The following is an 18,950-nucleotide window of genomic DNA, read 5'->3' as shown; positions in this document are numbered from 1 at the left end:
TTCCGTTACAGACCCAGTCGTGAGGCTGCACATTCTAAAAAAAGGAACAACTGAACAGGCGAACACGTTTCGTCATGTCAGCGACAAAAAATAAGTAGAGTAACAATATGAAACGTATGCTAATCAATGCAACGCAGCAAGAAGAAATGCGCGTAGCACTGGTTGACGGCCAGCGCCTATATGATTTAGATATAGAAAGCCCAGGTCACGAACAGAAAAAAGCCAATATTTATAAAGGCAAAATCACACGCATTGAACCCTCTTTAGAAGCGGCTTTCGTAGATTACGGCGCCGATCGTCATGGTTTCCTTCCTTTAAAAGAAATTGCCCGTACTTACTTCCCACAAGGTTACACTTTTCATGGACGCCCAAATATTCGCGACGTGATTAAAGAAGGCCAAGAAGTAATTGTACAAGTTGATAAAGAAGAGCGCGGCCAAAAAGGCGCGGCCCTTACTACCTTTATCAGCGTAGCGGGTAGCTACTTAGTGCTAATGCCAAACAACCCTCGTGCAGGCGGTATTTCTCGTCGTATTGAAGGCGATGAGCGTACAGACCTTAAAGAAGCACTTAGCCGATTAGAACTTCCTAAAGGTATGGGCTTAATTGTTCGTACAGCAGGTGTTGGCAAATCGTTTGAAGAATTAAACTACGATTTAAAAGCACTTTTAGTACATTGGGATGCAATTCAACAAGCAGCCGACAGTGCTAAAGCACCGTTTTTGATTCACCAAGAAAGCAATGTAATTTTCCGCGCTATTCGCGATTATTTACGTCGTGATATTGGTGAAATCTTAATTGATAAACCACGCGTATTTGAAGAAGCTAAAGCGCACATTGAGCGTTTTCGCCCTGACTTTATGAGCCGCGTAAAGCTTTATCAAGGCGACACGCCATTGTTTACGCATTACCAAATTGAAAGCCAAATTGAGTCTGCGTTCCAACGTGAAGTACGTTTGCCTTCAGGTGGCTCAATTGTAATTGACCCAACAGAAGCGCTTACCTCTATTGATATCAACTCGTCTAAAGCAACAAAAGGCGGAGATATCGAAGAAACAGCACTGAATACTAACTTAGAAGCGGCTGATGAAATTGCCCGTCAATTACGTCTTCGCGACTTAGGTGGCTTAATTGTTATCGACTTTATCGATATGACACCGCCACGCCATCAGCGTGAAGTAGAAAACCGCTTAAAAGATGCCGCTCGTCCAGATCGTGCGCGTGTACAAATTGGTAAAATTTCGCGCTTTGGTTTACTTGAAATGTCGCGCCAGCGTTTGCGTCCTTCACTAGGTGAAGCAAGCCAAGGCCCATGTCCGCGTTGTAGCGGCCAAGGTACTATTCGTTCTAACGAGTCTATCGCCTTGTCTATTTTGCGTTTAATTGAAGAAGAAGCAATTAAAGACAACACAGCACAAGTAAATGCACAAGTGCCTGTAGCGGTTGCCGCTTATTTATTAAACGAGCAGCGCAGAAGCGTTCATCGTATTGAAAAACATCATAAATGTGATGTGGTTATTATTCCTAATCAACACATGGAAACACCACACTACGAAGTGATGCGTTTACGTAAAGACGAAACACTAGAAACAGTAAGTTACGAGCAAGTTGTTGCACCTGAGCCAGAATCGTTCGAAATGGCTAAACCAGCAGCTGCGCCTGTTCGTGAAGAGCCGATGCTTAAAGGTGTTGTTATGCCTTCAACGCCAGCGCCACAAGCTAAAGTAGACAAACCAGCAGCGCCTGTTGCTGTACCTAAGGTTGAAGGTGGCCTATTGGCTGCTATTGGTAATTGGTTTAAGTCGTTATTTGCTGGTGAAAGCGAAGAAGAAAAGCAAGCAAAAGAAAAAGCTGAGCAAGAAAAGCAACAGCAAACACGTAATAACAATCGCCGTGGTAACAGTGACAACCGTCGCCGCAATAACAACCAGCGTCGTCGTAATAACTCTCGCTCTAAACCTCGTGGTGAACGTCCTGCTGAAGAAGAAGTGAAAACTGAATCTACCGCGAACGAAAGCCAAGAGAAAAACGAGAACCGCAATAAGCGCCGTCGTAATCCTAACTCGCGTAAGCGTAACGATAACCGTAATAACGACAATCGTACCGCTGACAAAGAGCAAGTTAAAACAGACGCAAAAGCGAATGAAACTGAGGCTAAGCAAAGCACTGAGCCTAAAGAGCAAAAGCCAAAAGTTCGCCGTCAACGTCGTAATGTTCGTAAAAAAGTACGTATCCAAGATGAAAATACTGAGCAAGTAAAAGCATCTGATACGACTGAGCAAGCGCAGCAAAGCACTGAAACAGCTAAAGTAGAGCAGCCTAAAGCGCAAGAGCAAGCGCCAGCAGCAAAGCAAACTGCAAATGAGCAAAAGTCAGAGCAAACAAAACCTGCACCTGTGAAAGAGCAAGCGCCTAAGGCACAACCTGAGCAAGAAGAAAAGCCAGTAGCTGCAGCGTCAACTGACGAAGCAAACTCTGAAGATGAGCAAGGGCAAACACGTACGCGTTCACGCCGTTCTCCTCGTCACCTTCGCGCTTCGGGCCAGCGTCGCCGTCGTCCTGAACAAGGTGAAGCTACAGAAGAAAAAGCAGATGAAGCTCCGGCATTTGTGCCAGTAGCAGATCAAGCTGCCGCTGAGTATGAGGCAGAGCTAAAAGCAAAAGCTGAACAGCCAAACTCAAACGATGCATCAGAAAATGTTGAGCAAGCGTTAGCTGTAGAAGACTTAGCTAAAGTTGAAGCTGCTCCTAAAGCAGAGCAACCAACAGCCAATGACGATGCAGTACAAACTGTTGATCCTGAAACAGCTGAAGAGCCAGTTGTTGTTACTGAGCAACCAATAACAACATCTGAGCCTGTGAAATCAGAGCCTGAAGTAGCTGAGCAACCAGCAACACCAGAGCCTGTTAAAGCTGAGCCTGAAGTAGCTGAACAACCAGCAACACCAGAGCCTGTTAAAGCAGAGCCTGAAGTAGCTGAACAACCAGCAATACCAGAGCCTGTAAAAGCAGAGCCTGAAGTAGCTGAGCAACCAGCAACACCAGAACCTGTTAAAGCAGAGCCTGAAGTAGTTGAGCAACCAGCGAAACCTGAGCCTGTTAAAGCAGAGCCTGAAGTAGCTGAGCAACCAGCGAAACCTGAGCCTGTTAAAGCAGAGCCTGAAGTAGCTGAGCAAAAAGATGCCAATGCAAAAACGGTTATTAGCAAAGGGGCTGCAAGCGCACCTATGGCTCAACCGACACCAGTTGCTGATAGCGACGTAAAGCATACATCAGTTGCCATGGCACACGATAAACGTGAGTTAGTTCCTGATAGTGGCTTACGCGCAGGGTCAATTAAACCTGCAGGTCGTGCTAGTTCAGACATGACTAAAACAATGAGCGCTGAGTAACCCTTAGCCTCATTAAAAAGCCGCGCTATGTAAAAATAGCGCGGCTTTTTTGTTTTAAAACCTGTCTTGTCCTGAAATATGTTTTGTCATTTACCCCTCTTTCGCTTCTCTTTGTGCAATAGATCTTCATTAGCAAAAATAAACAGCTGCGCTGCTTCTCGCGCAAGCAAGCTTTGCGACTACAGCCTAACTTTAGCATCGTTGCTATTTTCACTTGTGGACGCACAACTTGTTGGCGTGACGGGCAAAGCCTGTAATAAAGGATTTATCCTCGAAGAGATTTAGAGGCGCTGCGCTTTAGAGCATTAATAAAACTAAATTAAAGGTAATAAAAAAGCGCGATAAAAATATCGCGCTCTTAAATCGGCTTTTAACTAGATCAAATGAGTTTATTCGCTTTCATTTTCCATAAAGCGCTGTAACTGATCTTTTAAGTTTGGTGGAATGCCTTTAATAACCAGTGTATCGGTCGCTTCATTGTAAGTTACGCGCTCACCTAAATGTTTACGCTCAAAACTAACACTAACACCGCCCCCTAAACCCGAAAACTTAACCATACTGGTCACCGTTTTTTTATCGACCGGGAAAGAGTCTTCTAAATCGTAGCTTTGCTCTTTGCAAAAGTTATCAAACGGACTATCGTCACCTTTGGTTAGCGTAGCCGAGAGCTCAGTAACGCTTGCATCTTCACCCGTGGTCACGCAATCGTTACAGTAGTCAAATACTTGCTTACGTAATTCGTCTTTTTCTGATTTATCGAATGATTGCTCCGATAAATAGTCTTCAACGGCATTAAGCATCACTTGGCTTTGTTGTTTAGGGTCTATGCCCTCTTCACAACCTAAAAAGTCTAAGAAAAAGTCTGCTACTTTTCGACCTGCTCGCCCTTTAATAAAAGAGATATAGCGATTGTCCTCAGCTTGAGTATCCCACGCGGTTAAATCGATACGTGCAGCTAGTTGCATGCGCGATATATCTAAGTGGCGCGACGCTGCTAAATCAAGCTCAGAGGTCATGCTGTAGTGCTCTTTAATATTGATCATAGCTATTAGCATGTAATCAGTAGCCACATACTGATAATGACAAAATACTAAGTAGCCTGTTTCGCTAAAGGCATATTTATCTAACTCTTCTTTTAAAACAGTGGATGCCTGTTCGGTCATGTGCCAAAAGCCTAACTCGTCATTACGATAGCTTTGCATTGCCGAGGCTACAACACTGTTTTTATCGCCACTAAATGCACAGTAACCTTTACCTGGCTTTGAGTTGTATGCATGATGAAGTTGTTCGATAAAAACAGCGACTTTATCGTTTATCACCATTTCATCGTTTCGTAGGTGAATTTGCGTATCGTCGTCTTTTTTGTCTACATAATGAACGACTAATTTTTTAACGTCTGTTGTCATCTTTGTTTTTCACGCCTCTGGTGTTAAAATACGAGAATATAACTCTTTTATTGAACCAACTGATGCCAATCTTATCAAAATACTCTAATGAAGAAGTAGAACAAATCGTCGATCAGCTCATTGATGTGCTAACGCAACACAATGCGCCGGTTGATTTAAGCCTTATGTGTTTAGGAAATTCTATCACGCATATCCTAAAAGAGCATGTACCTGCAGGGAAAAGACAAGCCGTAACTGAGAACTTTGCAAAAGCACTTGCTCAGTCGGTTAAATAAATTATATGAATTTATCGCAGCACAATCAGTTTTCGTCAAAAGCGAGTCAGTTATTAAGTTGGGGCCACTGGTTCACTTTTGCAAATATTGGTTTAGCGCTTTTTATTAGCCTAAGCTTTTTATTTGCAGATTCACCGCCAACTAGCTTTATGGGTATTACCTATATGTTAGTGACGTGGTTAAGCCATACGAGCTTTATCGCTTTTTTAGCATTTGTGCTGACGGTATTTCCTTTAAGCTTAGTGTTTCCCTACCCTCGACATATTCGAGGTATGGCTGCCGTTATTGCTACGCTTGGGGCGTCTATTTTAACGCTTGATGCGTATGTATACGTTAATTTGGGCTATCATTTAAGCTCTTCTGCGCTACCGGAAATCATTTCCTTACTGTGGCACCGTCTAACTAGCTCGCCTGCCCTTACTACCTTGTTAGCCGGGGGGATTGTTTTACTCATTTTAGGCTTCCAGTTAGTTGTAAGTAACTATACATGGCAGCACTTAGCGCGTTTAAAACAACTTAAGTTTGCCCGTTTTGCCAGCTCGTTTTTAGTGTTGTGTTTTGCACTTAGCCACAGTATTCACATTTGGGCAGATGCAAATTTAAAGTTTGATATAACGAAGCAAGATAACGTTTTACCGCTGTCGTACCCTACGACCGCTAAAAGCTTATTAGCAAAAAATGATTTGCTCGACATTGAAAGCTATAAACAAGCTCACAATGTAAGAATTAATAACCAAAATATTAATTACCAAATACCTGCGCCAATGCAAAAATGTGAAGATTACACTGCACAGCAAGTCGATATTTTTGTATTTGATACCAACGAGCAGTTAAAACGCTTTGTTGCCAAGCATAAAAACCTACATAAAACTGATCAGTTCTTACAGCCAACACACCATGGCGATAGCTTGTTTAGTTTAGTGTATGGCTTACCTTCTTTTTATAAAATGGCTATTTTATCAGAGCAAACCTTGCCCGCGTGGCAAAGTCAGCGCAGAAGCATAGAGCTTGCTGGAATTGAAAAGCTAAACTTTATAAACGATCAAGCGCATTCAAACAGCGCAATTAAAATCATTAAAGGTGAAGATAATCCGTCTCCTCGCAGTGACGACACCCATATTTTTGCGTTTAGCTTAGCTAATAATAGCTCGGAAGTAGTTACATCATCGGTGTTATACAGCTCAGATAAGCGAATAGCCAAGGTAGATGGACTTATTCAACCCAGTGATATTATTGCAACCAGTGTAGGCCAATACTTGAACTGTAAGTCTGTGGTTAAACAAACCATGCTAGGTGAAAACCTGTATAAGAAAAAAACGGACACTGGCGTTAATTACTCGCAAGGCGTAGTTATTGCTTACAAAAAAGATAGAATTACGCTAATAGATTCAGACGGCAACTATAAAAATATATCTGCCGCTGAAGGTTTTTCTATTGAGCAAAGCCTCGATATCCCGTTTTTAGTACAAAGTATTAAAAAGCTAAAAACCTACACACAATAGCCCTATCCCTTAACCTAGCTTGCTATAACACCAAGCTAGGTTATATTTACTAAATCATAGTAAACGCTCAGGGATGAAATTAATGCAAAAACACACACTTTTTTTATGCGCAGTAATGGTATGCCCACTTTCTCTGCATGCGCAAAATGCCACAACTTACTATAAATGCGTGACAAAAAACGGCACTATCTTTTCGCAATTCCCTTGTAACGATAACGCTACCGCCTACACAATTAATACAGTATCGGGAATTAATACTGCACCGGCACAAGATTACACAAAAGAGCTAAACGCATTAGAGCGCGAACGGATTGTGCTTGACCTGCAAGCTGAGCTGAGAAGTAATACTAATAAATTAGCGATTATAAAACGTAAAAAAAACCGCGCAGAATACAACCAACAACAGCGCCTCAACCGTATTTTAGATGACGAGGACAAAAAGTTAATTAGCAAAGATATTACCAAGCAATTAAAAATAATAAATAAAGATCATAAAAAGCAAACCACCGAAATTGAAAAGCGCATTAAAAAGTTAGAGAAAAAAATAGCTTCCTACCAATAACTTGGCTTTTGCCATCACACTCAATTATGCTTTAAGCTAAAAGTATAAAAACTGAGAATATTTATCTTGGTTTTAAACTTAAAATAACATAACCTTAACAACTGTAGAGTTAAAGCTCTAACGTGTATAACACTACAGCACCACTAACATTTATAAATGCTGTACTAAAATCGTTATATACACTTTTTTAAGGAGTGTTTATGCAGCCACGCCACATAGCTGAATTAATTTTAACGGGTTTTAAAAAGCATTATCAGCTGTTTCAAAAAACCACCGCCCAAGCCCCGCTTGCCTTTGCAAAGCGCGATTGGCAGCAAATTAATGAAATTAGTAAACTGCGTATTAGTTACTACGATGACAGAGTAAACGAGACCACTAAAGCATTAAAACAAGCACAGTTAACTGAGCAATTAGATGAGCAGCTTTGGCTTGAAGTAAAAATACTGTACCAACGCTTTTTATGCTTTCATCCTCAAGCTGAACTTGCCGAAACATTTTATAACTCAGTATTTTGCCGTTTGTACCACAGACGCTATTTTCATAACGACTTTATATTTGTACAAGCCACATTAAAAGATGCCCCAGCCATTCCTGTTGAGGCAGAGTACCGCAGCTACTTTCCAGTGGTTGATGGTTTAAAGCCCACAATAAAGCGCATTATTGAGCATTTTGATTTTAAAGCCCCGTTTGTAAATTTAGAGCGCGATATACGTTTGCTCGTAAAGGCATTTTACAAACAAGCGCCCGACACTCACCACCAGCCTTGGCAAATGCGCTTTGATATTTTGCACGCACCTTTTTATCGTAACAAAGCAGCTTACATAGTCGGCCGTGTGGTCTCTCAAAGCGGTGTGCAGCCTTTTATTATTGCAGTACTGCACCATGAAAATAAAGGCTTATACCTCGATGCGCTATTAACCAAATCATCGCAAATGCGGGTTATTTTTGGCTTTGCACGGGCTTATTTTATGGTTGAAACCCATGCGCCCTCAGCCATGGTGCGATTTTTAAATCAACTTATGCCTAATAAAACACTCGCTGAGCTTTATAATGCCATTGGGTTTCATAAGCAAGGTAAGACAGAGTTTTACCGTGAATTTTTACATCACTTGTCTCACTCAGACGATAACTTTATTATAGCGCCAGGCACACCAGGCATGGTGATGATGGTATTTACGCTGCCCTCTTTTGGCTATGTATTTAAAGTCATTAAAGATAAGTTTGGCGAAAGCAAACCGTTTGGCCGCGATACCGTGCTTAAACGCTATCAACTGGTAAAAAGCCATGATCGGGTTGGCCGCATGGCCGACACCATAGAATACTCTAACGTCGTATTTCCTTTGGCACGCTTTGATAGTAATTTACTGGCGCAGCTACATAAAACCATTGGCTCATCTATGGTAATTGAAGGCCCGTGGCTTATTATCAAGCATTTATATATTGAAAGGCGCATGACACCGCTTAATTTATTTTTAGAAAACGCCAGCGAAGAAAGTGCTGCCGATGCAATAGAAGAGTACGGCCAAGCACTTAAAGAAATGATTGCGGTAAATATATTCCCAGGCGACATGCTGCTTAAAAACTTTGGGGTAAGCAAACACAAGCGCATTATTTTTTACGATTACGATGAGGTTCAATACCTAACAGATATGAACTTTAGGGCCTTACCTCAGGCCAAAAGCTATGATGATTACTTAACTGATGAACAAAGCTACTCGGTTGCGCCGCAAGATGTTTTTCCTGAGCAACTTTGTACCTTTGTTATGCCAAACCCAAAGTACAAACAGTTTTTGCTCAGTACACACCCCGAGCTTGTTGATGTTAGTTTTTGGAAGCAAGCTCAGCAAAATATAAAAAAGGGTCATGTTAGTCACATATACCCATACCCGACAGCACAACGCTTTATTCATCACTGGTAAGCGTTAAAGGACACACAATGAACATAAGTAAAATAGATTTAAATTTGCTGGTTTACCTCGACACCCTATTACGAGAGTGTAACGTAACCCGCGCAGCTAACCAGTTAAGTATTACTCAACCAGCTATGAGTAACGGGCTTAAGCGTTTAAGAAACTTGTTTAACGACCCAATTTTGGTACGTACCAGTGAAGGTATGGTCCCCACAGAGCGTGCTATAGAGCTGCAACCGGTTATTCGCGGTATATTAATGACCCTAGAAGAAACTCTCGCACCTAATCGCGAATTTGAAGCCAGCCAAAGTAAACGTGTATTTAGAATAATGGCCAGTGACTATGCAGCCAGTACATTAGCGCCAAAGCTTTTAAGTAAACTTCATGAAGAAGCGCCCGATACAACCTTAGATATACTTACGCCTAGCGATGTAACGTTTCATGATGTTGAAAATGGTAAAGTGGATATGGCAATTAACCGCTTTGAAAACCTTCCGCAATCTTTTCATCATAAACGTATATGGAAAGACAGCTTTTGCTGCTTAGTAAAAGCCGACAACCCAATTATCGAAAACTTTAGCCTAGACAGCTATTTAAAAGCCCGCCACATATGGGTAAGTAAAACCGGCTTTGGGGTTGGCGTAGGAATGGACCCTAAAGATGTACAAAAGCTAGGTTGGGTAGATGAAGCACTTGCCCATTTTGGTAAACACCGAAATATTGCTACGTTTACCCGTAATTACCACGTAGCCATTCATTTAGCAAAAGAGCAAAATTTAGTGGCGACCTTACCTTCAAAGGCTGCCAATATTTACTTAGATGATGCAGGCCTTAAAATTTTAGAGCCTCCATTTCCTATACCGCCTTTTGAACTAGATATGATTTGGAGCCCTTTACTGCATCGCGATGCAAGTCATATATGGTTACGCCAAAAAGTAGCCGAAGTGGCGGATGAGCTTAAATAACCTTATTACAAAAGCTATGTAAAATTTGCGAGGTTATTTTATTTTAACTCGCCTTGCAGCTTGCTAAATAAAGAAATAATCAATAATTACAATGGTTTAAAAATTAAAATGGAATTGGAATGGCCTTTGCTTTAGTTACTATGAAACTTAAATTCATGTAAAGAGAGGTCATTATGAATACCCATCAAGGAACAGAAGCAACTCATATTACTGACATCATCCAAGTAATGAACAGTGGCATTGATTTTTATCAAAAAGCGCAAGAGAAAGTTGAAGACCCAGCCATTGGCGCATTATTTCAACGCATGATTGACGCACGAAAAGTAAGTGTTGAGCGCTTACAACCTTATGCAGTTAACGAAAAAGGTGAGCGTGAAGACGGCTCTTCTTTTGCTGTAGAAGCACGCAGAGCTTACACAGCCCTACTCACTTCGTTTAGTTCTCATAACGATAAAACATACGTTAAAGAGCTTGAAGAGGTAGAAGATAAAACACTTGAAGAAATTAAAGCAGCGATGGATAAACCACAGCCAGCCGACTGTGAAGCAGCCTTAGCGAAAACCTTGCTAACGATGCAAAGCTGCCACACCGAAATGAGCCGTATGCAAAAGCATTAGGTCTCAAAATGGCTTAGTTATGTTGTAACTAAGCCATTTTAAATTTAATTTTCTAAGGTCATAGCTAGAGCCGCGTATTGTCTAAACCAAGTGGGACTAGCTACTGCATGTCTCATAATATTATTAGAACGACTTATAATTGAAGGCTCAAATTTAGATAATTCACGCCAGTCATAAGAAAATGCAATTTGTTCACCTTTTTGACTTATACCTTCGCCAGTTACAAATTGTGGTATAGGTCCTGGGCCAATAGCAATCCGTTCAACGGCAGTTTTTGCTAAGCACTTCATGATATCTAAGTTGTTAAAATACTCTTCTCGCTCTGCAACAACAAAAAAACCGACATCAATATGCCCATGATTAATATCTTCATATCTTTCATGTGATTCTCCGCGTCTGTCCCAGTTATAGTTCCAAGTGCAGGTACCATCATTATGGTATTCTAGGTTATCTGTGAAAAAATCTATAATACTCATTATTTTGGGTTTATAAAAATCAGGCCTATCACTCCATTTGTCTAAGTATAACATCGCCGTTGCCATGGTCAGATTATGGTTATGTGCTAAAGGATTACTATACAATCCAGAATCACCATAATTATCATTATAAAGGTTTACATAATAAAAACTCCCTTTGATCGCTGGGTTTTTACTTATGCTGTATGAGCTTTCATGACTATCTACAATTTTCTGGGCACTTGATGTATAAAAATCAGCAAAAGTGAAGTAATCTGTTAAATTTTCAGATCTAATAGTATCGACTATACGCATAATACCATTCAAAATCATACCATCTGTTAATACAGTTATACTTGAATCATTAAGTGACCTCTCCCACCCTGGTGCAATTTTATCTCGTTCATTTAAAAAAAGTTTAGGAGCCCGTTTATAACTGTTTGTTGGAGAGAAACTATTTCTATTTCGAGTCATATCCGTATCACTAAGCATTTTATTCGCTAGTTCAATAGCCAAATCTAAATACTCGATCTTATTAGTTACACTGTAAAAATGTAGGTAAGTTCGTAACCAGTAATAGCCATTCCAAGCATACTCATTGCCTGTATTTGATGTCTTGTTTATCATTGGGTTACCTGGATATTTAGTAGATATCATATCCGCTAAATCTGAAATATTATCTACATCAGAGACGTTAGGATTAGGAACTTCTAAACCGCTTATTAAATCAGCAGGTGTAATATTGTGAAATTCAAAAAATGAGTCTTCCTTTGCGGAAATTAACTGTGGCTCACCTGTGGCACTTACCCCAAAATTGCGGCTATTCTCAAAGTTATTCAGATCTATCAACCCTAGGCCCTGAAGAGAACCTTCGGAAAACTTATTAGACCTTCTAAATAGCCAATTAAATGATACATCTGTAGGGTCAATAAAGTCTTTTTTAACTGAAAAACTTTTTAGCCCATCGGAAGCGATTAACTCTCCATTTTTTACAGTAATTTCTAGAAAACGTGTTTGATAGAAGTTTAGTTTATTCCAAATACCGGGATACTTATCACCAAGCTTGATTTGTACACTTGACTGATTAAATAATACAAATTCTTTTGTATCAGAGTTAGAAAGTAGATAGGTTTTCTTCGATGGGTCACTAGGAGTTTCACCAAGCCACACTACTATTTTAAACGGGCCAGTAGGTTGCCAAGCATCAAAACTAGCAAAACTGTTGGCGCCATTGAACTTTATAGCAGTATCTGCTGAAACAATTTTAATATTAAACGAAAATATTAATAAAAGGGTAAGTAGTAATTTGATCTTCATCATACTCATACGATCTCCAATGAGATGGCATGACGCTTTACTGCATACAATTTATTGTATGAGGCGATCCCGCTATCATAGGCTAAGCCCTTAGACCGGAGATTTTGCGTCTTCACCTTTCAGTGAATTTGCCGAAATTAATGTTAATAAATTTTATTCTTCATGTTCGAAAAACAATCAGAACACGGCGGATTCTAATCCTTTAGTACTCCGTGTCAAGCATAAAAAGCAATAAATTATTAGTAAAAAATCAATATACTTCTAAATTAGTAAGTTACAAAAAAAGGGCCTTACGGCCCTTTGAACTTAAATAACATAAGGGAGTGTTATTTATTAAAAACGGTATTCTGCGCCTACATAGTAATAAGCACCATTAAAGCCAAATGGCGCTGAACGGCGAGAGTATTCAAATACCCCATCGCTGCTTACAATCGTATTGCCATTTGAATCTACAATTGTGCCCGAGCGTGAGTTACCAATGGTGTTTTTATCTGGGTACACGTCAAATAAGTTATTTGCACCAATATTTACAGATAAATCTTCAGTCACGAAGTAATTAACTTTAACGTCAGTTAAAATTTCTGCACCGTAGGTTTGGCGTCCGCCATCTTCTACTGTGTATTCACCAAAGCGGTTAAGTGAAAGGTTTACAGTCCAATCACCACGCTGGTAAAGCGCACTTAAGTTGATGCGATCTTCTGGTTGCCACTCTTCAATAATTGAAATTTCTTGATCAGAGAAAACATCTTCAACCGGCACGGTTTCAAGCCCTGAGCCCGATGGCGTAAATAACGATACCACCTCAGTTTCAGTAAAGTTAGCTGCTAAAGTAAAATCAAGCGTGCCACCTAATCCCTCGGTATTCCAAGTAGCTACAAAATCAATACCCGAAGTTTCGGTATCTGCACCATTTAAGAAAAACTGCCCTGCACCTGCACCTGAGCTGATTAATGCAGCATCTAGGCTTGAAGAAAGCCCTTTACCTAAACGGTTACTAATTACTATGCGGTCGTCAATATCAATTGAGTAGTAATCCACAGTAACATTAATGTTATCCGTTACGTTGTAGACAATACCTAAGCTGCGGTTTTGCGATTTTTCTTCTTTAAGTTTTGGAATACCTAAACTTTGTGCAAGGGTTGAATCGTTTCTGAATGTACCTACTTCTTCAGCAACTAATGAGCCGTCTTCAGCCACAACAAATTGTGTGCTGATATTGTTAAAATACAATTGCTGCATTGATGGCGCTCTAAAGCCTGAGCTTAATGCACCACGCAGTGACACATCATCAGTAATTGCCCAGTTACCCGCAAGCTTAAAGTTTACTGTGTCGCCAAAGCCTTTGTAATTATCGTAACGCAGTGCGCCTGATAAAATGACATCTTCAATTAGGTAGGTTTCTGCATCAAGGTAAAACGAAATTACATCGCGTGACTCATCAACCGATGATGCCGGCGAAGAACCACCAAAACCTTGCGTACCGCCAGAGGCATCTTCAGAGCCTACACCGCCACTTAAACCACTATAAATACTTACCCCATCAAGGGTGTCGTAATCACGATAAGCATATTCGCTGCCCTCTAAAATACGGTATTCATCGGTACGTATTTCTGCACCCATAGCCAGCGAGTAGTCATCAAAGTTTTGCGTAAAATCTATATTAATGGTTTGCAGTGATAACTCCATGCCATAGGCATAGGCTTCACGTGGAATAGTACTGCGAATATCAGCGGCACTTAAACCTTGCTCGTATCGTAAAAAGTTAGCGTACGAGGCATTAATTGTGTCACTTGTTGTGTAATCAATACTGTTTTCACCGTAGGTGTACGATACATCTAAACTTGCATCGTTATCAAAGTCGGTTTTGTAACCAAAGTTGTAAGAAATATCATCAATTGTAGTATTGATTTTAGGTAAAAAGCCTAACGGGATAGTTGCGTCGTTGTCTTGTAAAACAGGGTTACCGCCCGCATTTGCATTATGACGGAAAAACGCGGCTGATTCGTTATCGCGCGTTGAATAAGTAATAAAACCATACAGCTCGCCATCACCTAACTCATACCCTGTATTAACGGTTAAGCCAAATTGTTGTGAGTCGGCATCGCCAATACGAAAAGTGTCTCTGTCGGCGGTCAATTCACGCGGATCGCCTGCCAGTAAAGTACCGTCGCTAAGCTCTGTACACCCATAAAACTGACACGAGCCGTGTAAACCAGCGCGGTTAGTAGGCGAGCGGTCGCGGTAATTAAGTGTTGCATTTAAGTAGCCGCTATCACCTAGGGCAAACCCTTTATTAAAATCAACGTTTACTGTTTCGCCATCACCCTCTGAGTATTGGCCGTAATTAACCGCTGCTTTGCCGCCTTCGCTGCCATCTTTTAGTACAATATTAATTACACCGGCAATTGCATCTGAGCCGTATTGCGCTGCTGCGCCGTCTCGTAAAACTTCTATACGTTTAATAGCTGAGGCTGGAATAGCATTCATATCGGTACCTGCGGTACCACGCCCTACTGAGGTATTGATATGAATAATACTTGCCTGATGGCGGCGCTTACCATTAATAAGCACAAGTGTTTGGTCAGGCCCTAAACCACGCAGTGTTGCAGGTCGTAAGGCATCAGTGCCGTCACTGATTGACGAGCTTGAAAAGTTAAATGAAGGTGCAATAGATTGCAACATACGGCCAACTTCGGTTTGGCCTGTGTTTTCAAGTGCTTCAGCACTTAAAATATCAACGGGTACGGGTAAATCTTCTACTGAGCGCCCTGCTACGCGGCTACCTACAATAGCAATTTTTTCTATTTTCTCTTGTGCAACATCCTCTGCTGCATTCACACCGTGTGAATTTGCTGCAAGCAATGCTGGTAATACAGCTGCACTAACCCCTGAAAGCTTCATCATGTTGTTATCTTTCCTATTGATTTGTTTGAGTTTTATACTCAGTAAACCATTTTGGTCAACAACCGCATCGAGCTCAGTCCCACTTAATAATGCTTGCAGTGCATCTAATTGGGTATAAAAACCATAAACCGAATTTGCTTGGTAATTTTTTGCCAACTCATAAGAAAACACCACGGTTTGCTCTGTTTGTTTAGCAAATTCTATTAAGGCTTTGTCTGCTCGCTGCGCTTGTATATCAAATTGCACCATTTGCCCAGTGGTCTGTGTTGCCCCTTGCACACTCAAGCTAAAAATAGCCGGAGCAAGTACACTTAAACCACTAAATAAATGCGTTTGGTTACTGCGCAATTTATATAAACAGCTGACAAACAAAATTCCTCTATAGTTTTTTATCTTTTTTTTAAACTTTTTTTTACTAATAACATTTAAAGATGCAACTTCACCTAACATTTGTTTGATATGCATAACATTTCTTATGATTTAGTTTGCTGTGTTAGGCTCACCATATGTTCACCTAAACGCTCATGCTCAATTGCAAAGTTAGTCTGTAAACTCTCAAGTAGCCCCTCAACATCGCCAGCTTTAAAAACACCCGCCACTTTTATATTGGCAAGCTCATCGCTTGAAAGCTCAAAACGCGTAGAGGTGTAACGGCTCACTTCATTTAATGCATCGCTTAAATGCTCACCATTAAAAATTAACATGCCATTTTGCCACGCTAAATCACGCTGTACGTCATCCATAGAAAGCTGCGTGATAGGTTTAGTAATACTTTGCTCTATAATTGCTTTTTCACCAGAGATAACAATATTGGCATTGATTTTACGTACTTTTTTAGCGTTATTATCAGCCAGTTGGTAGTCTTTAAAATCGTTGGCACTTACAGCAACACTTGGGTCGGTGATCATCACTTTACCTTCGGTTACAACCAGCTCTAAATCAGAAGAGGTATTGCGTTGTACATTAAATACAGTACCAAGTGCCGTAAAGCTCTTATCGCCAGCCATCACACTAAATGGGCGCGATGCATCTTTTGCTACATTAAAACGCCCTTCACCCTTGCTCAGTAGTAACTGACGACGCCCTTTGCTATAAGCTACCTCTAATAGGCTATTCGTGTTTAATTGCACTATGGTGCCGTCGGGTAAAACATACGTGGCTTGTTCGCCCACCTTCGTTGTATATATTTTGGTGTAATTTATTTTAGCCAGCTCTTCGTTGTAGCCGTTTTCAAGGTTAATTAATAAGTAACTACACACCATTAATGCTGCAAATAAGCTCGCGGCAATCGCACTAGAAAACGCCCATCTTTTTTTCTGGGGCTGTTTTACACTTCTATGCGGAAATAAACTGCTTAACTCGTTTAATACGGACAATTCATCCCATAGCTGCGCAAGTTCGTAGACGGCATCTTGATGGGCGGTGCTTTGCATCATCCAAAGCTTAAATTGCTCTTTTTCAATTTCGCTTAAGCCCCTATCAATTGCGCTGATCCATTGGCAGGCTTTTTCTAAAATTAAATCTTTTGATGTAAATTGATGAACATTACTCATTTTGCTGCCCTCTCAATTGATAGAGCCGAATTACAAGCAGAATTATGCGCCGCAGATTGGTTATGATTTTGTTCATGTTCTTTCATGTATAACATGGTTTGTAATAAACCTTTGGCAATGTGTTTTTCTACTGTGCTTTCACTTAATTGCATGTGCTGGGCGATTTCTTTTTGGCTCATACCGTACACTTTTTTAAATATAAAACATTTACGGATAGAAGAATTTAGTTGATCCGTTGCTCTGCAAAAAAGTAAAAAACGCTCTTTTGAGGTGTATTCATCCTCAAGTTGTGAGGATTTAAGCAGCGGGGGTAATTCTGCGTCGTGCTCTAACGAGTCATTAAACTTGTTATCCCACTTGGCTATATGATTAAGCGCTAAGTGCTTTGCAGTTTTAAGCATGTAACTGCGTCTAAACTGAATATCTTGTTTTAAATCAGCTTCGTAGCTTTTAATAAAGGTTTCTTGCACAATGTCTTCTACGTCATCGGGCTGTACAATACGCGACACAAAGCGTTTTAACTGCTTAGTGATATCAACAAACGTTGATGTCATATTTACTTTGGTAGTCATCCTTAACATAGGCCTATTGTTATTTTTATTACCGATAGATTACGAGTTTTTGGCATAAAAACAAGCGCAAATGTTAATTTAGCGTTGTTTAGGTGGGTTTTGAGTAAACAGGAGATCAAATGAGTAAATTATTAGATTACATAAGGCTCAGTTTTTTTGCAGCAGGTTTACTATTAGGGGTACAAATACCAGCCTTTGTAAGCGACTTTGGGCACGCTTTAGATGCACATTTAATTGAAGCGAATAACGCACTAGCCCCGTTTAAAAAAGATGCTCAAAACTACTTTAACAACGATTTAAACAAGTTAATTGCCCACTATGAAAATATTGGTGATGATATTGTTGGTAAAGGGGCGACCCATATTAAAAGCCTCAATAATCGCCAGCACTCTTTACAAGTGGCAGTTAATAACTTTCACCAATCGCCCTATTTATTTACTTTAACCAGCGACTTTCTCACTATTAAAAAGCAAGTATGGCAACGCTTTGAAGGGCAAATAGTGTTAAAAAAAGACTCCATAATAGCAGCGCTTGTTAGCGCCATTATTATTGCTATTTTTGCTGAGTTTATTGGCTTTGTAACCTTATTCATTATTAAGCGCGGGTATTACCGCTTATTCATAGCTGGCAAATAAAGACTTCATAAACTCATAAAACACCTCGGTTTTACGGGTTGTTAAGCTATTTTGAGGCCGTAAAAACCACACCGGCGCGTCGCTTTGGGCCATTACATTGGGCATCACCTCTACTAAGTTTCCGGCACTTAGCTCGTCGTTAATCGCAATTTTAGATTTAATGGCTATGCCATGTCCGGCAAGGGCTGCTTGCGTCATGTTATCGGAATTAGAAATAGTAAAGCGCGTTTTGGCATTAAAGGTGTGTATTTTATTATTTTCATCATACAGTTTTAACTGCCTTTGCCAGGGTAAACACACCCAATAGTGCGTACTCAGTTCGCTTAGTGTACAAGGCATACCATGCTTTTTTATATAACTTGGCGCTGCACATAAAATACGGGAGTTGTTGACAATTTTGCGAGAAAGCAGGCCAGAATCGGTTAATTGCCCTACTCTAATTGCCACATCTTGTGCATCATCGACCACATTGACAAAATGATCAGTAATTAAAAAGTCGAGCTTTAGCTGCGGGTATTGGGTTTCAAACTCGGTCAACTTAGGCATAACATACTTTGAAAAAACCCACGGTGGCATAGTCACACGTAATAACCCACTCACCGAAGAGCTTCGTGCGCCAATGCTGTGCTCTGCATCGTGCAGAGCTTCTATAATAGCCCCTACGCGATGATAAAATAGCTCACCGGCGGGCGATAACCTTACTCGTCTGCTGTCTCTAAAAACTAACACGGTTGAAAGCTCACGCTCGAGCTTGCTTAGCCTGTGGCTTACTGTTGCCGGCGACAAACGTTGCTCACGCGCAGCTGCAAGCACCCCTTTATTTTCTACGACGGCAATAAATGTTTCTAGGTCACTTAAATTATACATACATTTGGCTAGGCAGTT

General features: G+C 40.6%; 14 protein-coding genes and 1 riboswitch. Of the genes, 8 read left to right on the top strand and 6 right to left on the bottom strand.

Annotation, left to right across the window (positions count from 1 at the left end):
* The first annotated feature begins 107 nt into the window (after positions 1-107).
* Complete coding sequence (gene rne / locus PSH54_RS07635) at positions 108-3,392, top strand: ribonuclease E (RefSeq protein ID WP_273605845.1); 3,285 nt, start codon at positions 108-110, stop codon at positions 3,390-3,392.
* Positions 3,393-3,781: 389 nt separating this feature from the next.
* Here rne and yejK read toward each other — a convergent pair whose 3' ends face one another.
* A complete protein-coding gene (gene yejK, locus PSH54_RS07630; RefSeq protein WP_004588924.1) occupies positions 3,782-4,798 on the bottom strand; it encodes a nucleoid-associated protein YejK in 1,017 nt (338 codons plus the stop codon).
* Positions 4,799-4,860: 62 nt separating this feature from the next.
* Between yejK and PSH54_RS07625 the strand changes: the two genes are divergently transcribed.
* The 6 genes from PSH54_RS07625 to PSH54_RS07600 all read left to right on the top strand — a co-directional run bounded on the left by PSH54_RS07625 (position 4,861) and on the right by PSH54_RS07600 (position 10,629).
* Entirely contained in the window at positions 4,861-5,073 is a 213-nt protein-coding gene (locus PSH54_RS07625; RefSeq protein ID WP_004588923.1) for a DUF1414 domain-containing protein, read from the top strand.
* A 5-nt stretch (positions 5,074-5,078) separates the two neighbouring features.
* Positions 5,079-6,575, top strand: coding sequence for a DUF3413 domain-containing protein (locus PSH54_RS07620; protein WP_004588922.1), 1,497 nt, complete (start codon positions 5,079-5,081; stop codon positions 6,573-6,575).
* An 82-nt stretch (positions 6,576-6,657) separates the two neighbouring features.
* Positions 6,658-7,137, top strand: a complete 480-nt coding sequence (locus tag PSH54_RS07615) for a DUF4124 domain-containing protein (RefSeq protein ID WP_273605844.1) — start codon at positions 6,658-6,660, stop codon at positions 7,135-7,137.
* Between the two features lie 200 nt (positions 7,138-7,337).
* Positions 7,338-9,056 carry a bifunctional isocitrate dehydrogenase kinase/phosphatase gene (gene aceK, locus PSH54_RS07610; RefSeq protein WP_273605843.1) on the top strand — a complete coding sequence of 573 codons (1,719 nt, stop codon included), beginning with the start codon at positions 7,338-7,340 and terminating at the stop codon, positions 9,054-9,056.
* A gap of 17 nt (positions 9,057-9,073) precedes the next feature.
* Positions 9,074-10,012, top strand: a complete 939-nt coding sequence (locus PSH54_RS07605; RefSeq protein WP_024032602.1) for a LysR family transcriptional regulator — start codon at positions 9,074-9,076, stop codon at positions 10,010-10,012.
* Between the two features lie 173 nt (positions 10,013-10,185).
* Complete coding sequence (locus PSH54_RS07600) at positions 10,186-10,629, top strand: ferritin-like domain-containing protein (RefSeq protein WP_004588918.1); 444 nt, start codon at positions 10,186-10,188, stop codon at positions 10,627-10,629.
* Positions 10,630-10,673: 44 nt separating this feature from the next.
* On the opposite strand, the gene PSH54_RS07595 is transcribed toward PSH54_RS07600, so the two are convergent.
* From PSH54_RS07595 to PSH54_RS07580, 4 genes are all read right to left on the bottom strand, one after another.
* Positions 10,674-12,410, bottom strand: a complete 1,737-nt coding sequence (locus tag PSH54_RS07595; RefSeq protein WP_273605842.1) for a hypothetical protein — start codon at positions 12,408-12,410, stop codon at positions 10,674-10,676.
* Between the two features lie 50 nt (positions 12,411-12,460).
* Positions 12,461-12,544, bottom strand: a riboswitch (cyclic di-GMP riboswitch).
* Between the two features lie 190 nt (positions 12,545-12,734).
* The gene (locus tag PSH54_RS07590; RefSeq protein WP_054982354.1) at positions 12,735-15,770 is read right to left on the bottom strand and encodes a TonB-dependent receptor plug domain-containing protein; all 3,036 of its coding nucleotides are present in this window, start codon (positions 15,768-15,770) and stop codon (positions 12,735-12,737) included.
* Between the two features lie 8 nt (positions 15,771-15,778).
* Positions 15,779-16,858 carry a FecR family protein gene (locus tag PSH54_RS07585; RefSeq protein WP_054982353.1) on the bottom strand — a complete coding sequence of 360 codons (1,080 nt, stop codon included), beginning with the start codon at positions 16,856-16,858 and terminating at the stop codon, positions 15,779-15,781.
* Positions 16,855-17,430: an RNA polymerase sigma factor gene (locus tag PSH54_RS07580; protein WP_004588915.1), complete on the bottom strand. Its 576-nt coding sequence runs from the start codon at positions 17,428-17,430 to the stop codon at positions 16,855-16,857. Before PSH54_RS07580 ends, PSH54_RS07585 begins: the two co-directional genes overlap by 4 nt.
* A 119-nt stretch (positions 17,431-17,549) precedes the next feature.
* Here PSH54_RS07580 and PSH54_RS07575 point away from each other — a divergent pair, with 119 nt between their 5' ends.
* Positions 17,550-18,065 (top strand): DUF2937 family protein, encoded by a 516-nt coding sequence (locus tag PSH54_RS07575; RefSeq protein ID WP_273605841.1) that lies wholly within the window; start codon positions 17,550-17,552, stop codon positions 18,063-18,065.
* Here PSH54_RS07575 and PSH54_RS07570 read toward each other — a convergent pair.
* Positions 18,045-18,932, bottom strand: coding sequence for a LysR family transcriptional regulator (locus PSH54_RS07570; protein ID WP_024032599.1), 888 nt, complete (start codon positions 18,930-18,932; stop codon positions 18,045-18,047). The two genes, PSH54_RS07575 and PSH54_RS07570, sit on opposite strands and share 21 nt — an antisense overlap.
* Positions 18,933-18,950: the final 18 nt, after the last annotated feature.

Origin of the sequence: Pseudoalteromonas sp. Angola-30 (assembly GCF_028599215.1) — a bacterium.
GTDB classification, from domain to species: domain Bacteria; phylum Pseudomonadota; class Gammaproteobacteria; order Enterobacterales; family Alteromonadaceae; genus Pseudoalteromonas; species Pseudoalteromonas atlantica.
This window is presented reverse-complemented; position numbering and strand designations above follow the sequence as displayed.

What these genes read in the sequence shown, in the direction of transcription:
- PSH54_RS07590 (WP_054982354.1), bottom strand. Translation starts at nt 15,770, where the DNA reads ATGCATATCAAACAAATGTTAGGTGAAGTTGCATCTTTAAATGTTATT.
- PSH54_RS07585 (WP_054982353.1), bottom strand. Translation starts at nt 16,858, where the DNA reads ATGAGTAATGTTCATCAATTTACATCAAAAGATTTAATTTTAGAAAAA.
- rne (WP_273605845.1), top strand. Translation starts at nt 108, where the DNA reads ATGAAACGTATGCTAATCAATGCAACGCAGCAAGAAGAAATGCGCGTA.
- PSH54_RS07570 (WP_024032599.1), bottom strand. Translation starts at nt 18,932, where the DNA reads ATGTATAATTTAAGTGACCTAGAAACATTTATTGCCGTCGTAGAAAAT.
- PSH54_RS07625 (WP_004588923.1), top strand. Translation starts at nt 4,861, where the DNA reads ATGCCAATCTTATCAAAATACTCTAATGAAGAAGTAGAACAAATCGTC.
- PSH54_RS07615 (WP_273605844.1), top strand. Translation starts at nt 6,658, where the DNA reads ATGCAAAAACACACACTTTTTTTATGCGCAGTAATGGTATGCCCACTT.
- PSH54_RS07580 (WP_004588915.1), bottom strand. Translation starts at nt 17,430, where the DNA reads ATGACTACCAAAGTAAATATGACATCAACGTTTGTTGATATCACTAAG.
- aceK (WP_273605843.1), top strand. Translation starts at nt 7,338, where the DNA reads ATGCAGCCACGCCACATAGCTGAATTAATTTTAACGGGTTTTAAAAAG.
- PSH54_RS07575 (WP_273605841.1), top strand. Translation starts at nt 17,550, where the DNA reads ATGAGTAAATTATTAGATTACATAAGGCTCAGTTTTTTTGCAGCAGGT.
- PSH54_RS07600 (WP_004588918.1), top strand. Translation starts at nt 10,186, where the DNA reads ATGAATACCCATCAAGGAACAGAAGCAACTCATATTACTGACATCATC.
- PSH54_RS07595 (WP_273605842.1), bottom strand. Translation starts at nt 12,410, where the DNA reads ATGAGTATGATGAAGATCAAATTACTACTTACCCTTTTATTAATATTT.
- yejK (WP_004588924.1), bottom strand. Translation starts at nt 4,798, where the DNA reads ATGACAACAGACGTTAAAAAATTAGTCGTTCATTATGTAGACAAAAAA.
- PSH54_RS07620 (WP_004588922.1), top strand. Translation starts at nt 5,079, where the DNA reads ATGAATTTATCGCAGCACAATCAGTTTTCGTCAAAAGCGAGTCAGTTA.
- PSH54_RS07605 (WP_024032602.1), top strand. Translation starts at nt 9,074, where the DNA reads ATGAACATAAGTAAAATAGATTTAAATTTGCTGGTTTACCTCGACACC.